The 17158-nt window shown below is 54.9% G+C and carries 20 protein-coding genes and 2 pseudogenes; 14 read left to right on the forward strand and 8 right to left on the reverse strand.

The window, feature by feature from the left end:
* Positions 1 to 26: 26 nt before the first annotated feature.
* The 5 genes from mtnC to aroC all read right to left on the reverse strand — a co-directional run bounded on the left by mtnC (position 27) and on the right by aroC (position 4244).
* Positions 27 to 710, reverse strand: coding sequence for an acireductone synthase (gene mtnC, locus M5B44_RS28250; protein WP_248741262.1), 684 nt, complete (start codon positions 708 to 710; stop codon positions 27 to 29).
* 4 nt (positions 711 to 714) lie between these two features.
* A complete protein-coding gene (locus tag M5B44_RS28255) occupies positions 715 to 1260 on the reverse strand; it encodes a 1,2-dihydroxy-3-keto-5-methylthiopentene dioxygenase (protein ID WP_085710649.1) in 546 nt (181 codons plus the stop codon).
* A gap of 92 nt (positions 1261 to 1352) precedes the next feature.
* The gene (locus M5B44_RS28260) at positions 1353 to 1979 is read right to left on the reverse strand and encodes a methylthioribulose 1-phosphate dehydratase (protein ID WP_085710648.1); all 627 of its coding nucleotides are present in this window, start codon (positions 1977 to 1979) and stop codon (positions 1353 to 1355) included.
* Positions 1976 to 3121 carry an MFS transporter gene (locus tag M5B44_RS28265; RefSeq protein WP_248741263.1) on the reverse strand — a complete coding sequence of 382 codons (1146 nt, stop codon included), beginning with the start codon at positions 3119 to 3121 and terminating at the stop codon, positions 1976 to 1978. The genes M5B44_RS28260 and M5B44_RS28265 overlap by 4 nt, the downstream gene beginning before the upstream one ends.
* Before the next feature lie 31 nt (positions 3122 to 3152).
* Entirely contained in the window at positions 3153 to 4244 is a 1092-nt protein-coding gene (aroC, locus tag M5B44_RS28270) for a chorismate synthase (RefSeq protein ID WP_248741264.1), read from the reverse strand.
* Between the two features lie 130 nt (positions 4245 to 4374).
* On the opposite strand from aroC, the gene M5B44_RS28275 reads away from it, so the two are divergent.
* Together M5B44_RS28275 and M5B44_RS28280 are read left to right on the forward strand one after the other, a co-directional pair.
* On the forward strand, positions 4375 to 5328 hold the full coding sequence (locus M5B44_RS28275) for an alpha/beta hydrolase (protein ID WP_248741265.1): 954 nt from the start codon (positions 4375 to 4377) through the stop codon (positions 5326 to 5328).
* Positions 5329 to 5425: 97 nt separating this feature from the next.
* Positions 5426 to 6217: a hypothetical protein gene (locus M5B44_RS28280; protein ID WP_248741266.1), complete on the forward strand. Its 792-nt coding sequence runs from the start codon at positions 5426 to 5428 to the stop codon at positions 6215 to 6217.
* Between the two features lie 42 nt (positions 6218 to 6259).
* Here M5B44_RS28280 and prmB read toward each other — a convergent pair whose 3' ends face one another.
* Positions 6260 to 7168 (reverse strand): 50S ribosomal protein L3 N(5)-glutamine methyltransferase, encoded by a 909-nt coding sequence (gene prmB, locus M5B44_RS28285; protein ID WP_085710643.1) that lies wholly within the window; start codon positions 7166 to 7168, stop codon positions 6260 to 6262.
* A gap of 239 nt (positions 7169 to 7407) precedes the next feature.
* Here prmB and M5B44_RS28290 point away from each other — a divergent pair, with 239 nt between their 5' ends.
* The 6 genes from M5B44_RS28290 (at position 7408) to M5B44_RS28315 (ending at position 12697) form a co-directional block, all read left to right on the forward strand.
* Positions 7408 to 7998 (forward strand): cysteine hydrolase family protein, encoded by a 591-nt coding sequence (locus tag M5B44_RS28290; RefSeq protein WP_248741267.1) that lies wholly within the window; start codon positions 7408 to 7410, stop codon positions 7996 to 7998.
* Positions 7999 to 8129: 131 nt separating this feature from the next.
* Positions 8130 to 8450, forward strand: a complete 321-nt coding sequence (locus M5B44_RS28295; RefSeq protein WP_085732350.1) for a hypothetical protein — start codon at positions 8130 to 8132, stop codon at positions 8448 to 8450.
* A 74-nt stretch (positions 8451 to 8524) separates the two neighbouring features.
* On the forward strand, positions 8525 to 9082 hold the full coding sequence (locus M5B44_RS28300; RefSeq protein WP_248741268.1) for a Smr/MutS family protein: 558 nt from the start codon (positions 8525 to 8527) through the stop codon (positions 9080 to 9082).
* A 366-nt stretch (positions 9083 to 9448) separates the two neighbouring features.
* Positions 9449 to 11128 carry a tetratricopeptide repeat protein gene (locus M5B44_RS28305; protein ID WP_248741269.1) on the forward strand — a complete coding sequence of 560 codons (1680 nt, stop codon included), beginning with the start codon at positions 9449 to 9451 and terminating at the stop codon, positions 11126 to 11128.
* A gap of 225 nt (positions 11129 to 11353) precedes the next feature.
* Positions 11354 to 11602 (forward strand): hypothetical protein, encoded by a 249-nt coding sequence (locus tag M5B44_RS28310; RefSeq protein WP_248741270.1) that lies wholly within the window; start codon positions 11354 to 11356, stop codon positions 11600 to 11602.
* A gap of 510 nt (positions 11603 to 12112) precedes the next feature.
* The gene (locus M5B44_RS28315; protein WP_248741271.1) at positions 12113 to 12697 is read left to right on the forward strand and encodes a LexA family protein; all 585 of its coding nucleotides are present in this window, start codon (positions 12113 to 12115) and stop codon (positions 12695 to 12697) included.
* Here M5B44_RS28315 and M5B44_RS28320 read toward each other — a convergent pair.
* The gene (locus M5B44_RS28320; protein WP_248741272.1) at positions 12692 to 13159 is read right to left on the reverse strand and encodes an adenylyltransferase/cytidyltransferase family protein; all 468 of its coding nucleotides are present in this window, start codon (positions 13157 to 13159) and stop codon (positions 12692 to 12694) included. The two genes, M5B44_RS28315 and M5B44_RS28320, sit on opposite strands and share 6 nt — an antisense overlap.
* The gene (locus M5B44_RS28325; RefSeq protein ID WP_248741273.1) at positions 13150 to 14094 is read right to left on the reverse strand and encodes a hypothetical protein; all 945 of its coding nucleotides are present in this window, start codon (positions 14092 to 14094) and stop codon (positions 13150 to 13152) included. The genes M5B44_RS28320 and M5B44_RS28325 overlap by 10 nt, the downstream gene beginning before the upstream one ends.
* Here M5B44_RS28325 and M5B44_RS28330 point away from each other — a divergent pair.
* The 6 genes and pseudogenes from M5B44_RS28330 to M5B44_RS28360 all read left to right on the forward strand — a co-directional run bounded on the left by M5B44_RS28330 (position 14093) and on the right by M5B44_RS28360 (position 17126).
* Entirely contained in the window at positions 14093 to 14659 is a 567-nt protein-coding gene (locus M5B44_RS28330; protein WP_248741274.1) for a hypothetical protein, read from the forward strand. The two genes, M5B44_RS28325 and M5B44_RS28330, sit on opposite strands and share 2 nt — an antisense overlap.
* A 261-nt stretch (positions 14660 to 14920) precedes the next feature.
* Positions 14921 to 15512: pseudogene (locus M5B44_RS28335) on the forward strand (hypothetical protein).
* 9 nt (positions 15513 to 15521) lie between these two features.
* Positions 15522 to 15668 (forward strand): annotated as a pseudogene (locus tag M5B44_RS28340) (DNA-binding protein); the annotation flags it as partial.
* Between the two features lie 4 nt (positions 15669 to 15672).
* Complete coding sequence (locus tag M5B44_RS28345) at positions 15673 to 15924, forward strand: hypothetical protein (protein WP_248741275.1); 252 nt, start codon at positions 15673 to 15675, stop codon at positions 15922 to 15924.
* Between the two features lie 183 nt (positions 15925 to 16107).
* Entirely contained in the window at positions 16108 to 16653 is a 546-nt protein-coding gene (gene folE / locus M5B44_RS28355; protein WP_010456659.1) for a GTP cyclohydrolase I FolE, read from the forward strand.
* A 101-nt stretch (positions 16654 to 16754) separates the two neighbouring features.
* On the forward strand, positions 16755 to 17126 hold the full coding sequence (locus tag M5B44_RS28360) for a glutathione S-transferase N-terminal domain-containing protein (RefSeq protein WP_007960011.1): 372 nt from the start codon (positions 16755 to 16757) through the stop codon (positions 17124 to 17126).
* Positions 17127 to 17158 lie beyond the last annotated feature (32 nt).

Raw genomic sequence — 17158 nt, forward strand, 5'->3', positions numbered from 1 at the left:
TTTTTTTTGCGCGTCGATGGGTGGAATCAGAACGCTTCCGGTTCGATCCCGGTAAAGCTGTCGACGGTCACATGCCCTTCCAGCTCACCGCCCTCGCGGGCCAGACCGCAGGTTTGCAGGCCGGCGGTCTGAGCGGCGTCGAGTTCTTGCACGATGTCGGACAGGAACAGGATTTCCTGCGGCTCGACCCCGATGGCCTGCTGAATATTGCTGTAGGACTGCGCTTCGCGCTTGGGGCCCGACGTGGTGTCGAAGTAACCGCTGAACAGCGGCGTCAGATCCCCGGCTTCCGAGCAGCCGAAGATCAGCTTCTGGGCCTGGATCGAGCCGGACGAGTAAACAAACAGTTGATACCCGGCCTGATGCCAGTGCTGGAGCGCTTCGACAGCGTCCGGATAAACATGGCCTTTCAACTGCCCGGCCTGATATCCCTGTTCCCAGACCATGCCCTGCAACGCTTTCGGCGGCGTGGCTTTGCGGTCTTCGGCGATCCAGGCCAGCAAAATTTCCACGACCCGTTCAACGTCGGCCTGCGGTTCGTTGCTGTCGCGACGCACGGCGTCCAGTTGCTCGGCGACATCGGCGCGCGTGGCGTTCTGGCGAACGAAGTCTGGCAGGTGTTTCGCCGCATACGGGAACAGCACGTCAAACACAAAACTCACCGCGCTGGTGGTGCCTTCGATATCGGTGAGGATGACCTTGATCGACATCGGCTCAGTCCTCCAGACGCGGGAAGCGACCGGCAATGTCTTCGCCGGTGAAATTGGCAACCCAGCCTTCAGGGTTGTTGAACAGGCGGATTGCGACAAAGTGCGGGTTCTCGCCCATGTCGAACCAGTGTTTAGTGCCCGCCGGCACCGAAATCAGGTCGTTCTTCTCGCACAGCACGGCGTAGACGTAATCGTCGATGTGCAGGGTAAACAGGCCACGGCCGGCAACGAAAAAGCGTACTTCGTCTTCACCATGGCGATGTTCTTCGAGGAACTTGGCACGCAGCTCGGCTTTTTGCGGGTGATCGCTGTTGAGGCTGACCACATCGACGGTGATGTAACCGCGCTCGGTCATCAGTTTGTCGATCTGTTCTTTATAGGCGCCGATCACTTCTTCCTGGCTGGCACCGGGCTGGATCTTCGCGGCGGCTTGCCAGCGGTCGAAGCGCACGCCCTGCTCGGCCAGGGTCGAGGCGATGTCTTCGAAATGGGTCAGCACCTTGTTCGGAATTTCAGGGCTGGAAACGTGATAGACGGACAGGCTGCTCATGGGGCAATTCCTCGGTATCGGCCTTGCCGTCCGGTTCTTCGAGACCGGTCGGGCACTGCATTCATCAGGCAAATGGGCTGGTTCTGGTGAAGTCAGCCTTGGCGGTTCATGACGCTGCGGGTCTTCAACTCGCATTCAAACAGGAATTCAAAGGCTTCGATCTGGCGCAACGCGTCACTCATCTGTGCGCCCCAGGTGTAGAGGCCGTGGCCGCGAATCAGATAACCGACGCAATCGGGATGGGCGTCGAGCCAAGGCTGCACCTTGGCGGCGAGGCGTGCAATGTCCTGATCGTTGTCGAAGATCGGCACGCGCACCCGGGATTCGTGGGTCGAAATGCCGCTGAAGGCTTTTTGCAGTTCGTAGTCTTCGAACTCGATGAAGTCTTCCGGCGTCAGGCGTGACAGCACCGTGGCGTTCACCGAGTGGGTGTGCAGCACGGCGCCGATCTCCGGGCGCCAGCTATAAAGCTGGGTGTGCAGCAGGGTTTCGGCGGACGGCTTTTTGCCCGGCTCCAGGCTGTTGCCGGACAGGTCGGTGGCCAACACATCGTCCAGACCCAACTGGCCCTTGTGCTTGCCGGACACGGTCAGCAGCGCTTCGCTCGGCGACAGGCGCGTCGAATAGTTGCTGCTGGTGGCCGGCGACCAGCCGCGACCATAAAGAAAACGCCCGGCATCGACGATTTGCTGGGCAAGCTGTTCACGGGTAAGGCTCATGGCCTGTCCTCTTGCATTCGAATGGCAATGATAACGGCAGCGGCGAGCGCTGCGAGACTGGCAATACTAAAGGTCAATGTCGCGCCGAGGGCATTCCAGCTGTAGCCGGAATACAACGCGCCGAGCGCACCGCCGGTGCCGGCCAGCGCCGCGTACAACGCCTGGCCCTGCCCTTGCTGACGGGCGCCGAAGCTACGTTGCACGAACGCGATGGCAGATGCATGAAAGCTGCCGAATGTCGCGGCGTGCAGCACCTGGGCAAACAGCAGCACCCAGAGGAATTCGGCGAACGAACCTAGCAGCAACCAGCGCAGCGCCGCCAGCAGAAAACTCGCCATCAGCACGCGGCGCAGGGAAAACCGCGCAAGGATCCGGCTCATGGCAATGAACATCAGCACTTCCGCCACCACGCCAACGGCCCAGAGCATGCCGATCACGCCACGGCTGTAACCCAGTCGTTCGAGGTGCAAGGTCAGAAAGGTGTAATACGGCCCGTGGCTCATCTGCATCAGCGCCACGCAACCGTAGAACGCCAGCACTCCGGGACTGCGCAACTGCTTGAGAAACCCCTCCCCCGTCGGCCGGTTGCCCTGCGGCGGCTGCGCGTTCGGCACCCACAAACTGCTGAGCACGATTCCGGCCATGATCAACACCAGCGCCGCCGGGTAGATGTCGAGGCTCAGCCATTCGAACAATCGCCCGAGCGCGACCACGGTGATGATGAAACCGATGGAGCCCCATAGGCGGATCTGGCTGTAACGAGAGGTCTGGCCCTGCAAATGTGCAAGCGTGATGACTTCGAACTGCGGCAACACCGCGTGCCAGAAGAACGCATGCAGCGCCATGACCATCGCCAGCCAGGCGTAAGTCTTGCTGACGAAAATCAACGAGAAGGTCAGCAGCGTGCACACCGCGCCGAAGCGCACGATGGCCAGGCGTTTGCCGGTGTAGTCACCAAGCCAGCCCCAGATGTTCGGCGCCACGCAGCGCATCAGCATCGGAATCGCCACCAGCTCGCCGATGCGCGCGGCGCTGAATCCAAGGTGATCGAAGTACAGCGCCAGAAACGGCGCCGTCGAACCGAGCAAGGCGAAATAGAACAGATAGAAACTGGACAGCCGCCAGTACGGGAGCGCCGCCACGGTCAGACCGCAGCGGCTGTGAGTTGACCCATCAGAGCTGGCCCAGAACCGGGGTCTTCACGCGCACATCGGCGTTCTGGCCACGGTGACGCAGCAGGTGATCCATCAGCACGATGGCCATCATCGCCTCGGCAATCGGCGTGGCGCGGATGCCGACGCACGGATCGTGACGGCCCTTGGTGATCACTTCGACCGGGTTGCCGTCGATGTCGATCGAACGGCCCGGGGTGGTGATGCTCGAGGTCGGTTTCAGCGCCAGATGGGCGACGATCGGCTGACCGGACGAGATGCCGCCGAGGATGCCGCCGGCGTTGTTGCTGAGGAAACCTTCCGGGGTCATTTCATCGCGGTGTTCGGTGCCACGCTGGGCGACCGAAGCGAAACCGGCGCCGATTTCCACACCTTTGACCGCGTTGATGCTCATCAGCGCGTGGGCCAGTTCGGCGTCAAGACGGTCGAAGATCGGCTCGCCCAGCCCCGGCATCACGCCTTCGGCGACCACGGTGATCTTGGCCCCGACCGAGTCCTGATCGCGGCGCAACTGGTCCATGTAGGCTTCCAGCTCCGGAACCTTGTCCGGGTCCGGGCTGAAGAAGGCGTTCTGCTCGACCGAGTCCCAGGTCTTGAACGGGATTTCGATCGGGCCGAGCTGGCTCATGTAGCCGCGAATGACGATGCCCTGGGTCGCCAGGTATTTCTTGGCAATCGCACCGGCGGCCACGCGCATGGCGGTTTCTCGCGCGGAGCTGCGACCGCCGCCGCGGTAATCACGCTCGCCGTATTTGTGGTGGTAGGTGTAGTCGGCGTGGGCCGGACGGAACAGATCCTTGATCGCCGAGTAGTCCTTCGACTTCTGGTCGGTGTTGCGGATCAGCAGGCCGATGGAGCAGCCGGTGGTGCGGCCCTCGAACACGCCGGAGAGGATTTCGACTTCGTCGGCTTCCTGACGCTGGGTGGTGTGGCGGCTGGTGCCCGGCTTGCGGCGATCGAGGTCGCGCTGCAGGTCCTCAAGGGAGATCTCCAGGCCCGGCGGGCAGCCGTCGACAATGGCGACCAACGCCGGACCATGGCTTTCGCCCGCGGTGGTGACAGTGAACAACTTGCCGTAGGTATTGCCGGACATGCAGGACGCTCCGTGAAATCAAACCCAAATTCATGATGCGCGCCAGTATACGCAGGCTAACCGAGTAGTTCATCCTCGAACCTTGGCGGTGTTGGTGAGTCCAACCGGCACCTTTGCAAATGATGGCGTGATGATGCTGCGAGTTTTGATCTTGAGCCTTACCCTGTTTACTGGCTACGTCCAGGCAACTGTCCTGCAACGTCCGGTCACTCTGGACACCGGCAGCGGCGAACTTTTCGGCTCGCTGTTGCTGCCAAAGTCTGACAACCCGGTGCCGGTTGTCCTCATTCTTTCTGGCTCGGGTCCTACGGATCGTGACGGAAACAACCCCGACGGCGGGCGCAACGACAGCCTCAAGCGGCTGGCCTGGGTGCTGGCCAAACACAATATCGCCAGCGTGCGTTTCGACAAGCGCGGGGTGGCCGCGAGCCTGGCCGCGACACCGGATGAGCGCAATCTGTCGGTGGACGCCTACGTGGCGGACGCCGTGGCCTGGGGCCAGAAGCTCAAGGCTGATCCGCGTTTCGGCCCGTTGATCCTGCTCGGCCACAGCGAGGGCGCACTGATTGCCAGCCTGGCCGCACCGAAAGTCGACGCCGCCGCAGTCATTTCGCTGTCCGGCACCGCCCGACCGATCGATCAGGTCTTGCGCCGGCAACTGGCCCGCAGCCTGCCGCCACCGTTGATGCTGCGCAGCAATGAACTGCTCGACAGCCTCAAGGCCGGCCACACCGATGACAATGTTCCACCGCCGTTGCAGGCAATTTTCCGCCCGAGCGTGCAGCCGTATCTGATTTCGCTGTTCCGGCAGGATCCGTCCGCCGCCTTCGCTCACCTGAAAATGCCGGCCCTGATCGTCCAGGGCAGCAACGACATTCAGGTGCAGGTCGATGACGCCAACCTGCTCAAGGCGGCAAAACCCGACGCGACCCTGGCATTGATCGAAGGCATGAACCACGTGATGCGCATTGTGCCCAACGACGTGAAGCGGCAAATGGCCTCCTACAAGGACCCGAATTTGCCCCTGGCGGCGGAACTGGGGACCCGGATCCTCGAATTTATTGACGGACTTCGCACCCGTTAAGGTCTTTTCACCCTCCAGTCCTGAAAAAAACGGCCGATAAGCCTTTGTCGCCAGCGTACTGGCTGGCGACAAGCAGCTTGGACAGGATCTCGCCGTTATGACTGATACCCAGACTTCACCCGACACCACCGCTGAAAAAGACGCACCGCCAGCGGTCGAGCTGCCATGGGCGGATGTCCACGTCGAGCACCACAAGATGCTCCGCCTGGCGCCGTTGCAGACCGATCGCAACACCGGCGGGCGGCCGTTGCGCTTCGTCGAATTCGGTTACGCCGAGCGCAACAGCAAAGAACACAGCCTGATGCGCATGTCGATCAAACTACCCGCGCATCGTGTGCGCAAAGAGCAGAACCAGCTCGACGTATGGGTCGACCACAAGACCAAACGCGTGCACTTCGGCCCGGACAGCGGCTTGCAGATCGAACCGCTGAACCGTGGCATCGGCCGTTTCATGGCCGCCCAGGGCATCAACTGGGCGAAAAAACGCTGGCCCACCTACACCGTCGACGGCATGGACTTGAACAACAAGGACGCGCTGAACGAAGACACCCGCCTGCGCCGCGATCACTTTCTGCGCGTGCATGGCTTTGATGTGGTGTACGCCGACGCCCAGCATTTGAAGGGCAGCGTCAAGGAAGTCCAGGTCGGGGATTTGCTGGGCGACTGGAACAGTGAAAAGCTGCAGATCGTCGAGATTCTCGAAGCTGCGCAGATGTTGCAGCAGGCCGAGCAGAACCTGGCCGAGCAGGAAGTGAAGCTGAAGAAACAGGAAGACAAGGTCAGCAAGTTCAAGCGTGAAGACGCGGGTTTGCGCTTCACCATTACGTGTCTGGTGGCGTTTGCGGTGTTTCAGGCTGGGTTGCTGATCTGGATTGCCACGCACCGCTAAGCCAATGATCGTTCCCACCGAGGTGGGAACGATCGGTTCAGGTCAGACGCGGGAAGCGAACAGCGCCTGATGATCGCGGCACTGTTCAGCAGTCAGCATGAACACGCCATGCCCGCCACGCTGGAATTCCAGCCAGGCGAAATCGACTTCCGGGTACAGCGCTTCGACGTGTACCTGGCTGTTGCCCACCTCGACGATCAGCAAACCTTTCTCGGTCAGGTGATCTGCCGCTTCGGCGAGCATCCGGCGCACCAGATTCAAACCATCGTCCCCACAGGCCAGGCCCAGCTCGGGTTCGTGCTGGTATTCGTCCGGCATGTCGGCGAAATCTTCCGCATCGACGTAGGGCGGGTTCGACACGATCAGGTCGAAACGTTGACCCGGCAGGCCATCAAAACCATCGCCCTGCACAGTGAACACGCGCTCATCGACGCCATGGCGCTCGATGTTCTGGTTCGCCACTTCCAGGGCTTCGAACGACAGGTCCGCCAGCACCACTTCGGCGTTCTGGAACTCGTAGGCGCAGGCGATGCCGATGCAGCCGGAGCCGGTGCACAGGTCGAGAATCCGCGCCGGTTCGTCGCCGATCCACGGTGCAAAACGGTTTTCGATCAACTCGCCAATCGGCGAACGCGGGATCAGCACACGCTCATCGACGATGAACGACATGCCGCAGAACCACGCCTCACCCAACAGGTAAGCGGTCGGAATGCGTTCTTCGATGCGGCGCTTGAGCAGGCGTTGCAGGTTGACCAGTTCGTCGTCTTCCAGCGCGCAGTCCAGATAGCTGTCGGCGATTTCCCATGGCAGGTGCAAGGCGCCGAGCACTAGCTGCCGGGCTTCGTCCCAGGCATTGTCGGTGCCATGGCCGAAAAACAGATCCTCCCCATGGAAGCGGCTGACGGCCCAACGGATGTGGTCGCGCAGGGTACGAAGTCGGGAAGTGATCACGGGGCAGAACTCCAGAAAAAACGACTGGCGATTCTACCAGCCAAAACGCGCCACGACGACGCAGGAAAAATCCCGGGGCGACGGTAGGAGTGTTCCGAATTCCTTATCGGCTATTGAACAGAACGTGTAACTTGACGAGGCTGCAGGCCAGTAACGACGGTGCCTACGATGGTAGCGATTCACAGAACCGCTCAGCCAGAGGACAATGTCGCAAAAGCCCCACCCCAAGGAGCCCCAGAATGTCCGTTCCAAAAACGATGTTTCAACTCAGCGGTCGCGGTTACGCAGCGGCCACGTTGAGCCATGCCACCGTGGTCATCATCGATGCCCAGAAAGAGTACCTCAGCGGCCCGCTGGCCCTGAGCGGCATGGACGCGGCTGTCGCGAACATCAAACAACTGGTTGCCGCCGCCCGCGCAGCCGGCCGTCCGATCGTGCACGTACGCCACCTCGGCACCGTCGGCGGTCTGTTCGACCCGCAGGGCGAACGCGGCGAATTCATCCCCGGCCTGGAACCCCAGGGCGATGAAACCATCATCGGCAAACTGCTGCCGAGCGCTTTCCACGGCACCGAACTCTACGATCGTCTGCAAACCCTCGGCTCGCTCGACCTGATCGTCTGCGGTTTCATGAGCCACTCCAGCGTCAGCACCACCGTACGTGCCGCGAAAAACCTGGGTTTCCGTTGCACCCTGGTCGAAGACGCCTGCGCCACCCGTGATCTGCCGTTCAAGGGCCGCGTGCTCAATGCCGAACAGGTTCAGGAGGCGGAAATGGCGATCATGGCCGACAACTTCGCCACCCTCGCGCTGACCCAGGATCTGATCTGATCGAGCGTAAATGAGCGGCTCAACCCGCCGCTCATCCGCAAAAGCCTCGCATTTGCTTCAATTACCCTAGCCTCAGGAACAACCCGGTCAACTCCCGGTCGAAGGGCCGATACCCATTGAGGAAGGTCGGAATGAAGTTATCCGATGGATTTGACGCACGCCGCTTGCGGCCCAAAGGCCAAAGCAACTGGCGTTTTCGATTCGGCGCAGCGATCGCCGCCATTCTGGCGACGTTCGGTGTGCTGTTGGCGATGGCCGGGGCTGCCAGCCTGATCGGGCATCCGCCGGCACTCGGCGACTTGAATGCGACGCCGATGGGCTCGGCGATCATTCTGGCCGTCGGCCTGTTGTTCCTGTATTTCGGCGTGGCCCTGTGGCGTCGTTGCCGGCGGCGCGCACGGCAATCGCGGGAACTGAACATGTCCCCGCACCTGATGAAAAAACACGACTGAATCGACGGCCTGGCTTTTTGCCGGGCCGTTTTGTGTCTGTTTGGGTAAACTGGCCGCCCTTCGCGGAGGCTGATATGCAAGACGACGATTTTTCCCTGTTCAAAAGTGCGATCCAAGGCGTCAAGCCGATCAAGCACGACCGCGCCGACACCGGCAAACCCAAGACTGACCGCGCACAAATCGCCAAGCTGCGCCAGTCCGCGACCATCCGCACCGAAACCACCACCGTTGACGGTCTGTCCGATCAGTTCGTGATCGACGTCGGGCCGGAAGACGAACTGATGTGGGCCCGCGACGGCGTGCAGGAAAGCCAGATGCGCAAGCTCAAGGTCGGGCAGATCCCGTTCGAGGGCAGCCTCGACCTGCACGGCATGAGCGTCGAAAAGGCCCGGGAAACCCTCTGGGCGTTTCTGGCCGAAGCGACCAAGTTCGAAATCCGCTGCGTGCGCGTCACCCACGGCAAGGCTGTGCGACTGGATGGCAAGCGGCCGATGATCAAGAGCCACGTCAACACCTGGCTGCGCCAGCATCCGCAAGTGCTCGGTTTCTGCTCGTGCCAGGCCAGACACGGCGGTGCCGGCGCGGTTTACGTGATGCTCAAACGCACCATGATGGAAGGCCGCGACGAATAATCCCGTCACACCGAACTTGCAGGGTCGTGTCCGCCGCCGTACCCTTGCCCTTTGCGAAAATCCCCACAGGTAGTTTCATGTCCCTGGAACAGAATTACACCGCAATGTGAAGAAGGGTACAGTCGGTAGTTAGGGCTAATAAAATCTAATAGTTAGCCCCAAGCGTAACTCGGGATTAAGCGCTCCAACACAGCTATTGGTACAAGAATTGGTACGAGATGGACGTCAAAACCATAGTGAAATCCTCGCATCGCGCACGACGATTCGAGGATTTTTTATTGCTGAATGGCGGCGTGACTGTGTACATCTGACACAAGCAGCCAATAACATTACTAAGCTCATGTACTTGTTTTTCAGAAAATCATCATGGGGTTAAGAGCAATGCAGCTTAATTCATCTTCTACCATTAATCGATTTTCTTTAAGATTTTTTTTGATCTTAATTTTCTTTACAAGTTCATTTTCCACTTGCAGCAGCGCTGCAACAGAAAAAGAAAAACTAGAACTATCTAATTACAAAGAGATTACTCAGATCCGTCTAGACACCACTCGCGACCTTATTCAAAAAGACATCCAAGCTATTAACTCCCGCCTTGATATTCAAGATAAGAAACTTGACACCCAAAACTCGCATATAGACCAGAGTCTTAATCTCTTAGGAATAATTTTATCTGCATTAGGAGTAGCACTTCCATTAGCCGGCTTAGCTGGTTATTTTACGGTATCGCGAAAAGCTCAAAGGGAGGCGCAGGTGGAAGCTCAAAAAGAGGCTAAAGCTACGGCCAATCTTTGGTTTGGAAATAATGCCAATGAACTGCGAAATCGCTTGGATGAGTTGCAATTAAAACTGCAACAACTCGAAGGGCAGGCAGAGGCTGACATTAGCTCGCATATCCAGCGCGTACAAGATGGTGCAGATTTAGCGATCAAAGAAATACAAATTTCAGTTACTGCTCCACATAGTAACAAATCTAATATTTCTGAGAAAGCTTCGACAGCTCTCACTAAAGCGGCAATAGCGGCAAAAAACAAACCAGAATCGGAATACACTTTTAAAGACTGGAACAATCGTGCATTCGATGCATATAGGAAGGACGATAAAGAACGGGCCGCGCTATTTTGGCGCGACGCAGCGAACGATAGCTCTGCGTCTGCTGAAGAGGTGGCATTAGCCCTATTTAATGCCGGCTCGGCATTGTCTGACTTGAACCGTTACGAACAAGCAATTGAAATCTTTGACGAAGTTATTAGGCGCTTTGAAAAATCCAACAGCAAGTCATTGAAAGAACGAGTCGCAAGCGCACTAAACGGCAAAGCAAGCTGCCTTAGTTTTCTTGACCGAAACAATGAAGCCATTTTGCTTTTGGACAAAATCATTGAAAACCTAAAAGACAACGAAGAACTTTCAAATAGCGAAGATATGGCGCTTGCAATCACCAACAAAATCATCAACCTATCAATTAAAAAACAAAATTCGGAAGCGCTTAAACTATGCGATGATTTTATTAAACGATTTGATAAAACCACCGACGAGCGCATCGCGGGCCATCTCATCACTGTACGAAGCCGTAAAATCGCATTATTGTGGCCGCTCAATAAAATAGAAGAAGCAAAAACGCTCTACGAAAAGACGCTCGAACAATACGGCAACCTTGAAGATCTAGATATCAAGCAAGAAATTGCAAAGATGAAAAATACTATGGGCTTTGTTTTGCTATGCCAAGCAAAAGAAAAATGGCCCGACAGTCAATTTCGAAACAACAACCTAAAAAGAGCAATGGTTCTTTTTGAGGAAGCAATTCTCGAGTTCCCTGGAAAATACGTTATTTTGGGCAATCAAGCTTACTGTGGTTTTCTTTTAGGAGAAACTGATGATTCGGCTCTGGCGAAATTAAAATATGCATTAAGCTTAGGTGGGCAAGACTTATATACTGAAACTCAGAAAGACCTTAAAATAAACCCCGTACCTGAAAAAGATAATTTTTTCCAAACTTTATTAGATAAAGCATGGATTGAGGTCCAGTCTTTCAAAAAAACCAAAGAGTAAGCCGCGGGTAGACTTTTTTGATTGATGCCCGTCTTGGGCGAGAAGCAAGCATTGGGTAGTTCCGAAGATGGATTGGGCATAGCCGACGACATGCATCCCCGGACTACCTGGCTTAATGTTGTGTTTCACATTGCTCTGTAGCAATTTTTAAGCATTTCGTGATTACTGCCTACCAATAGCACTACCAGTACTATGCTTGTTCTTTTCTCGAAAGGAGTCGGCGCCATGGCAGACGAGTATTCTTTATCGGACGTGCTGGAAAGGATGTACGTGAATCAACTCGCGCTGAAGGCCGCCCTAATGGAGCTGACACTCAATGCCGAAGAGCAAGGTTTGTCCCGGCTTGGGGAAAACGTTCGCGGGGCATTGTGGGCTATTGGAGAGAACGCTGGCCATATTAAGCAAGGATTGGCCAGGTTGAAGGAAAAAAGACCGATTAGAGTCGAATCGGGAACTGTCACTTATAATCTGTAATGGATCGCGACAGCGGGGAGAGGGCGTTATGAGGCACTGCTCAAGCCCACAAGAGGTGATAGCTGCAATCTGCGAAATGAACGCTGTAAGGATCGACATTGATGGTATAGATGGTTCTGATAAGTCAACGCTCGCCGGAGAGATTTCGAAAGCTCTTGCTCTTCCCTGCATCAGTTTAGACGCCTTCCTCAAAGAGGACCCGGACAAGTAATTATGTGGAACTGAGAGCAGCGCTGGAAGGCCTGGATGACTATGTGGTGGAAGGAATTTACCTGATTCAGGTATTGCAAAAAATTCAGCTCACGCCAAGAGAGCGTCGGAATCAAGGGCGTTGATGTATTCGCGTAGTGTCATGGTTAGCTCCTTCTAACCAAATTAACCTATAAGGTTATTTTTCAACACCAAAGAGGGAATTCACCAATAAGGTTAATCGCGCCACAATCGATCGATGAAAATCTCAGAAACTCGCCTTCAAAATTTCCGAAGAGTCCTAGCTGAAAAAAGCTTAGGTTGACCGACATCGCGGATCTTTTGGGTAAAACGCCTGCCCAAGTGAGCGCGTTTGGAGGAAAGAACCCCACGAAGGGGATCGGTGATCAAATTGCCCGGGAAATTGAGAAAGCGCTTGATCTGCACAGCGGCTATCTGGATATGCCTTACGGATTAGGTGAGTTCAACAACGCTACGATACTCAGCCATACAGAACGTAAGCTACCGGTGATTAGCTCGATTGCAGCAGGAGTATGGTGTGAAGGTCACGGCAGTTTCGACTCAAGAGACGCGGAAGAGTGGATCGATGCTCCTGGCCCAGTAGGTCCACGCGCATTCATACTCCGGGTTGAAGGTGTGAGCATGGAGCCGAAATTTACAGAGGGAGATAAAATCGTTATAGACCCCTCGCTCGAAGCATTACCAGGGCACTTTGTCGCAGCTAAAAGAAGTAGAGATCAAGCAGCCACGTTGAAACAACTAAAACAGGAAGGAAACGAACAATATCTTTATGCACCTAATCCAGACTGGCCTGATCGAATAATTCAAATGAGTGAAGAGTGGAGCATTTGTGGAAGAGCTCGCTGGAAAATCACCGAGTTATAATTTCTCCTGATCTACCAACTCTTTAATCCGTAGCGTGGTAGAGACACCTGAAGTATATGCAATCTTCACAACCCCTATAAATCTCGAAATATCTGAAAGTCTGCGGCACTTCTGTCTATTGATATTTTTATTATCAGGAAAAAAATGATAATGAGGTTTAATCAAGGACGCATAAAATATCGAAGCATCTTTCTTTTCGAAGCAAAAATCCGCTCGCCGCCTTACCCTTGACATTCTTTTAGGAAAACTATCAATTGGTCTATTAACCCCCTTATTTATCTTTACCACCGCATCTGAGTCCACCCCCACAATCAAAATATCGCAAAATTCACGACATTTATTTAAGTAATTAGCATGCCCTTCGTGAAACAAATCAAACACACCAGAAGTATAGCCGATACGTAAACTCGGCCGCCTCTCAATTAGAGCCTCAACTTCTTCATAGATAGATTCTATTTCCATCTTCCGAGCATCGCCCCCAACTTTATAACATCCATCAAACGATGAACCCCAACATAAACCTCCAAACTTTCAGATCGACCTTTCAATTCATTACGGATTGCGCCCAAAGTATATTCTATAGCCTCAGCTCGAGCAGCGTTCCCCTTCCCCAACCCGAATACAGGAATAAATACTGTTTTAAATCCATGAGTTATGCAGTGATTCACTGAGAATTTAACTATATCTTGAATTGCTGTTTTTTCGATAAAAGCTATACCAGTATCATTTTTTTTAATCGCTATCGCGAAAATTATTTGCTTAATCCCATATCTTACCGCCTCAAAAGGCTCTTCACATACGATACACAGACCTAAATTAAAATCTCTCTTTTTGCCATTTTTATCCTTCCAAGCTCTCATCCATTCTTCGAGATTGTCATGAGAAACCGCATTTAAATTATCCCTGCTAGCAGCCATAGACCTTAGTCTTGCTGAAACGGAGACGTCCTTAAGTCCACCCAATTCAAAGTCAGTATTTTCCGACGTGACCACAACATCGACGCCACTGATAAAATTAATACTTCCACAATAACAATATACCCTTGATGCTGACACGTTCGCAGCAGTTGAAATCCATTTATCATTGATAAGCTTTTCTTGATCTGGCTGCTTAGATTCAAAACATGCCCAAACCCAAAATCCGACTCCGGCCAAAACTAAAAAACAACCAGCAATCACCGAAAAATCCAGACCACTATCCTGTGCCTTAGGACCTAGAATCGCCAAACCAAAAACATTATCCACGAGAATTTCTTGCCAAGAAACTGACAAGAGACTACCACCAATCAAAAGAGTTGAGGCAGCTGCCTTCGCTGGTGTACTCTTCTTCCTCCAGCGCTCGGCTAGTCTTACAAAATATTCAAACAGAACAAACACTAAAAACTCATTCTTGATCATGCTAAAACTCGATAAAAAAATAGTAATTACCGGCTTTCATGGCACCTCAAGCGAGTACGCAAGCCGGATAACTGATGAAAATTTCATAATCCAGTACGGGCCCGAGGACTGGCTAGGGCACGGTGCTTACTTCTTCATCGATGGTATATCCTGCCCCATACAGAGCGCTAACGAGTGGGCAAAAAACACGTATAAAAACCATGCCACAAGCGTTATCAGATCCACGATTGAAGTTAGCGAAAGCAGTATATTAGACCTGAGAAAAATAGAAAACCTAAAAAGATACAACCTTATTAGGGAGCAGAAAATTCAAGAATTTTATTCAACGCTCGCGTCTAGAAGAGATCTCGGTATAAAAAAAAGAAAGGACATAAGAGTTGATGATCGAATAATTACCAACCTGGTGGTTAGGCAACTAAACACGAGCGTTCTCATTCACAATGTATACATCAAAACTGGACAACAGAGAGAGCTTGTATTGGAGTCGAGCTACCCAAACGCGACTGTCTGCAGCGTCAATGACATTAATCTGATCGTCCGCAATGAACGCATAGAAGATGCATAGGCAAAAATTCTGTGCTTGCAAAGGACTGACAACTTAACCTTAAAGGTTAAGTTTACCTCACTCTTCACCACAGAGCGAGGCTAAACCATGCACACCACAGCTACCCTGCACGTTCACCCGGCCGCTGCTAACCCCTTTCAAATCTTCGAGATTCGCCGCCTAGCACCGCGAGTGCGGCTGTGTGTTTGTCACTACCGAAACGAAGCTGAAAGCAAGCGCCGCTCCCGTTCCGTTCGTTCCGAACGGCGGAGGGTACGCAGCATGGTCAAATACAAAATTGATAACCGCACCCTGGAGTTACTCAATGCCCAAGTAAACCTGACGGAGACTTTCAACCACGTTCTACGAACCGCGCCCACGCGCGAATGTCTGGCGTTTCGCCTCAAGGTCGAACGTGGCATCTTGGAAAGCACCTTCGTCGTGGAGCTGGGCAGCGAACGCCACACGCTGACCCTGCAGAACGACAAGAAGATGCACCTCAAGCTAACCGATTTCATCGAAGAGATCGCCAACGGTCCGTTCGACGCCAGCAATACCACCGACCTGCTGCCCCGTCCCCACGCCAGCCGCGAATACGGCCGCTTCGAGGTCTCGGACAAACAAGGCGTGCTGGAACTAGTACGCACCGGCATCGTGCTGAGCCTCGACATGGGCTTTCGACTACCCCCCACAGATTGCGCTGCACCGCACACAATCGCGCTCAGGTGTCACCACCATCCTGAGCATCGGCAACACAAGCCCGCGCACCCGCTGCTTCACCGTGTACGGCAGCGATTTCGAGATCTACGGCAAGGTCACCGAGTCCATCAACCACCTCGCTGCAGCGGCCACCCCAGCTGCACACGCGGCATGAGGGGGCGCCATGGAACGCACCCTCGCCCAGGCCGCAACTCAACTCGGCCTAACCCGGCCCAAGCTCATCGCACGCATGCGGGAAAAAGGGTTGCTCACCGAGCAGAACCTGCCGGCTTACCCCAACCGTAACCGCGACTACCTGCGGATCAAGGACGGCCATGCTCAATAGCCGCGCGCTGCACGCCCTCGATCAGGCCGAGCTGGAGGCGCAACAACGCGCTTTGCAGAGCCGCCGCAAACGCGCCGAATCGCCCTATGTATTCCCGCCCACCAAGAACTTCGAGTTTATTCAACAATCCAGTGTGACTGACAAACACTTCCAGCAGCACCGACCGAATTGGGTATTCGCGCCCGCCGGCAATACAACTGCCGACACACATACGCTACCATGTGCCTCATGGCGGGTATGAACCCTGCGTTTATTGCCACTCAGCTCGGTCATAGCGTTCAGATGTTGCTATCGACTTACGCCCGATGGATAAACTCCAGCACTGACTGGGGTGAACTCGGTAAGCTCGAAAACAGCTTGATTGGTACAAAATTGGTACAGACAGAAACAGTACCCCTCTGAAACCCTTATGGAATCAGCCCCTGTGACACTGGAACAGAACTACACCGCGATTCTCGGCCAACTGGGCGAGGACGTGTCCCGCGAGGGCCTGCTCGACACGCCAAAGCGTGCCGCCAAAGCCATGCAGTACCTCTGCCGCGGTTATGAACAGACGCTTGAAGAGGTCACCAACGGTGCCCTGTTCAGCTCCGACAACAGCGAAATGGTGCTGGTCAAGGACATCGAGCTCTACTCGTTGTGCGAACACCACCTGCTGCCGTTCATCGGCAAGGCCCACGTCGCGTATATCCCGAGCGGCAAAGTGCTGGGCCTGTCGAAGGTCGCGCGGATCGTCGACATGTACGCCCGCCGCCTGCAGATCCAGGAAAACCTCAGCCGCCAGATCGCCGATGCGGTCCAGCAGGTTACCGGCGCGCTGGGCGTGGCCGTGGTGATCGAGGCCAAGCACATGTGCATGATGATGCGCGGTGTGGAGAAACAGAATTCGTCGATGATCACTTCGGTGATGCTCGGTGAGTTCCGTGAAAACGCGGCGACCCGCAGCGAGTTTCTCAGCCTGATCAAGTAATTGATGGCAGAAAAAACCGGCGTTGATCGCCGGTTTTTTTTCGTCCGTGAAAAATCGGGTAAGCTGCGCGCCTTCTTCAATGTCCCTGTGAGGCTTGTAACGTGTTCGTCAAAGCGCTTCGTGTCGGCCTCGGCCAACTGATCATCTTCGTTGACTTCCTGACCCGCCCGGGCAAGAAGCAGCGCCCCGCCGCTGCCCAGGCCCAGGTCGACGCCGCCGCCAAGGACCTGACCCTGTATCAGTTCCACGCCTGCCCGTTCTGCGTGAAGACCCGCCGCAGCCTGCGTCGCCTGAATGTGCCGGTGGCCCTGAAGGATGCGAAGAACAATGAACAGGATCGCCAGACCCTGCTGGAACAGGGCGGCAAGATCAAGGTGCCGTGCCTGCGCATCGAAGAGAACGGACAGACCACCTGGATGTATGAGTCCAACACGATCATCGAATACCTGAACAAGCGGTTCGCCGCCGTCTGAATCAAAAAAAACCGGCCTGATGGCCGGTTTTT

It is taken from the genome of Pseudomonas sp. MWU12-2029 (assembly GCF_023242425.1).
GTDB classification, from domain to species: Bacteria; Pseudomonadota; Gammaproteobacteria; order Pseudomonadales; family Pseudomonadaceae; genus Aquipseudomonas; species Aquipseudomonas kribbensis.

What these genes read in the sequence shown, in the direction of transcription:
- M5B44_RS28310 (WP_248741270.1), top strand. Translation starts at nt 11,354, where the DNA reads ATGGCAGACGAGTATTCTTTATCGGACGTGCTGGAAAGGATGTACGTG.
- M5B44_RS28325 (WP_248741273.1), bottom strand. Translation starts at nt 14,094, where the DNA reads ATGATCAAGAATGAGTTTTTAGTGTTTGTTCTGTTTGAATATTTTGTA.
- aroC (WP_248741264.1), bottom strand. Translation starts at nt 4,244, where the DNA reads ATGTCCGGCAATACCTACGGCAAGTTGTTCACTGTCACCACCGCGGGC.
- M5B44_RS28320 (WP_248741272.1), bottom strand. Translation starts at nt 13,159, where the DNA reads ATGGAAATAGAATCTATCTATGAAGAAGTTGAGGCTCTAATTGAGAGG.
- M5B44_RS28290 (WP_248741267.1), top strand. Translation starts at nt 7,408, where the DNA reads ATGTCCGTTCCAAAAACGATGTTTCAACTCAGCGGTCGCGGTTACGCA.
- M5B44_RS28260 (WP_085710648.1), bottom strand. Translation starts at nt 1,979, where the DNA reads ATGAGCCTTACCCGTGAACAGCTTGCCCAGCAAATCGTCGATGCCGGG.
- M5B44_RS28255 (WP_085710649.1), bottom strand. Translation starts at nt 1,260, where the DNA reads ATGAGCAGCCTGTCCGTCTATCACGTTTCCAGCCCTGAAATTCCGAAC.
- M5B44_RS28345 (WP_248741275.1), top strand. Translation starts at nt 15,673, where the DNA reads ATGCTCAATAGCCGCGCGCTGCACGCCCTCGATCAGGCCGAGCTGGAG.
- M5B44_RS28305 (WP_248741269.1), top strand. Translation starts at nt 9,449, where the DNA reads ATGGGGTTAAGAGCAATGCAGCTTAATTCATCTTCTACCATTAATCGA.
- M5B44_RS28300 (WP_248741268.1), top strand. Translation starts at nt 8,525, where the DNA reads ATGCAAGACGACGATTTTTCCCTGTTCAAAAGTGCGATCCAAGGCGTC.
- M5B44_RS28330 (WP_248741274.1), top strand. Translation starts at nt 14,093, where the DNA reads ATGCTAAAACTCGATAAAAAAATAGTAATTACCGGCTTTCATGGCACC.
- M5B44_RS28295 (WP_085732350.1), top strand. Translation starts at nt 8,130, where the DNA reads ATGAAGTTATCCGATGGATTTGACGCACGCCGCTTGCGGCCCAAAGGC.
- M5B44_RS28280 (WP_248741266.1), top strand. Translation starts at nt 5,426, where the DNA reads ATGACTGATACCCAGACTTCACCCGACACCACCGCTGAAAAAGACGCA.
- mtnC (WP_248741262.1), bottom strand. Translation starts at nt 710, where the DNA reads ATGTCGATCAAGGTCATCCTCACCGATATCGAAGGCACCACCAGCGCG.
- M5B44_RS28275 (WP_248741265.1), top strand. Translation starts at nt 4,375, where the DNA reads ATGATGCTGCGAGTTTTGATCTTGAGCCTTACCCTGTTTACTGGCTAC.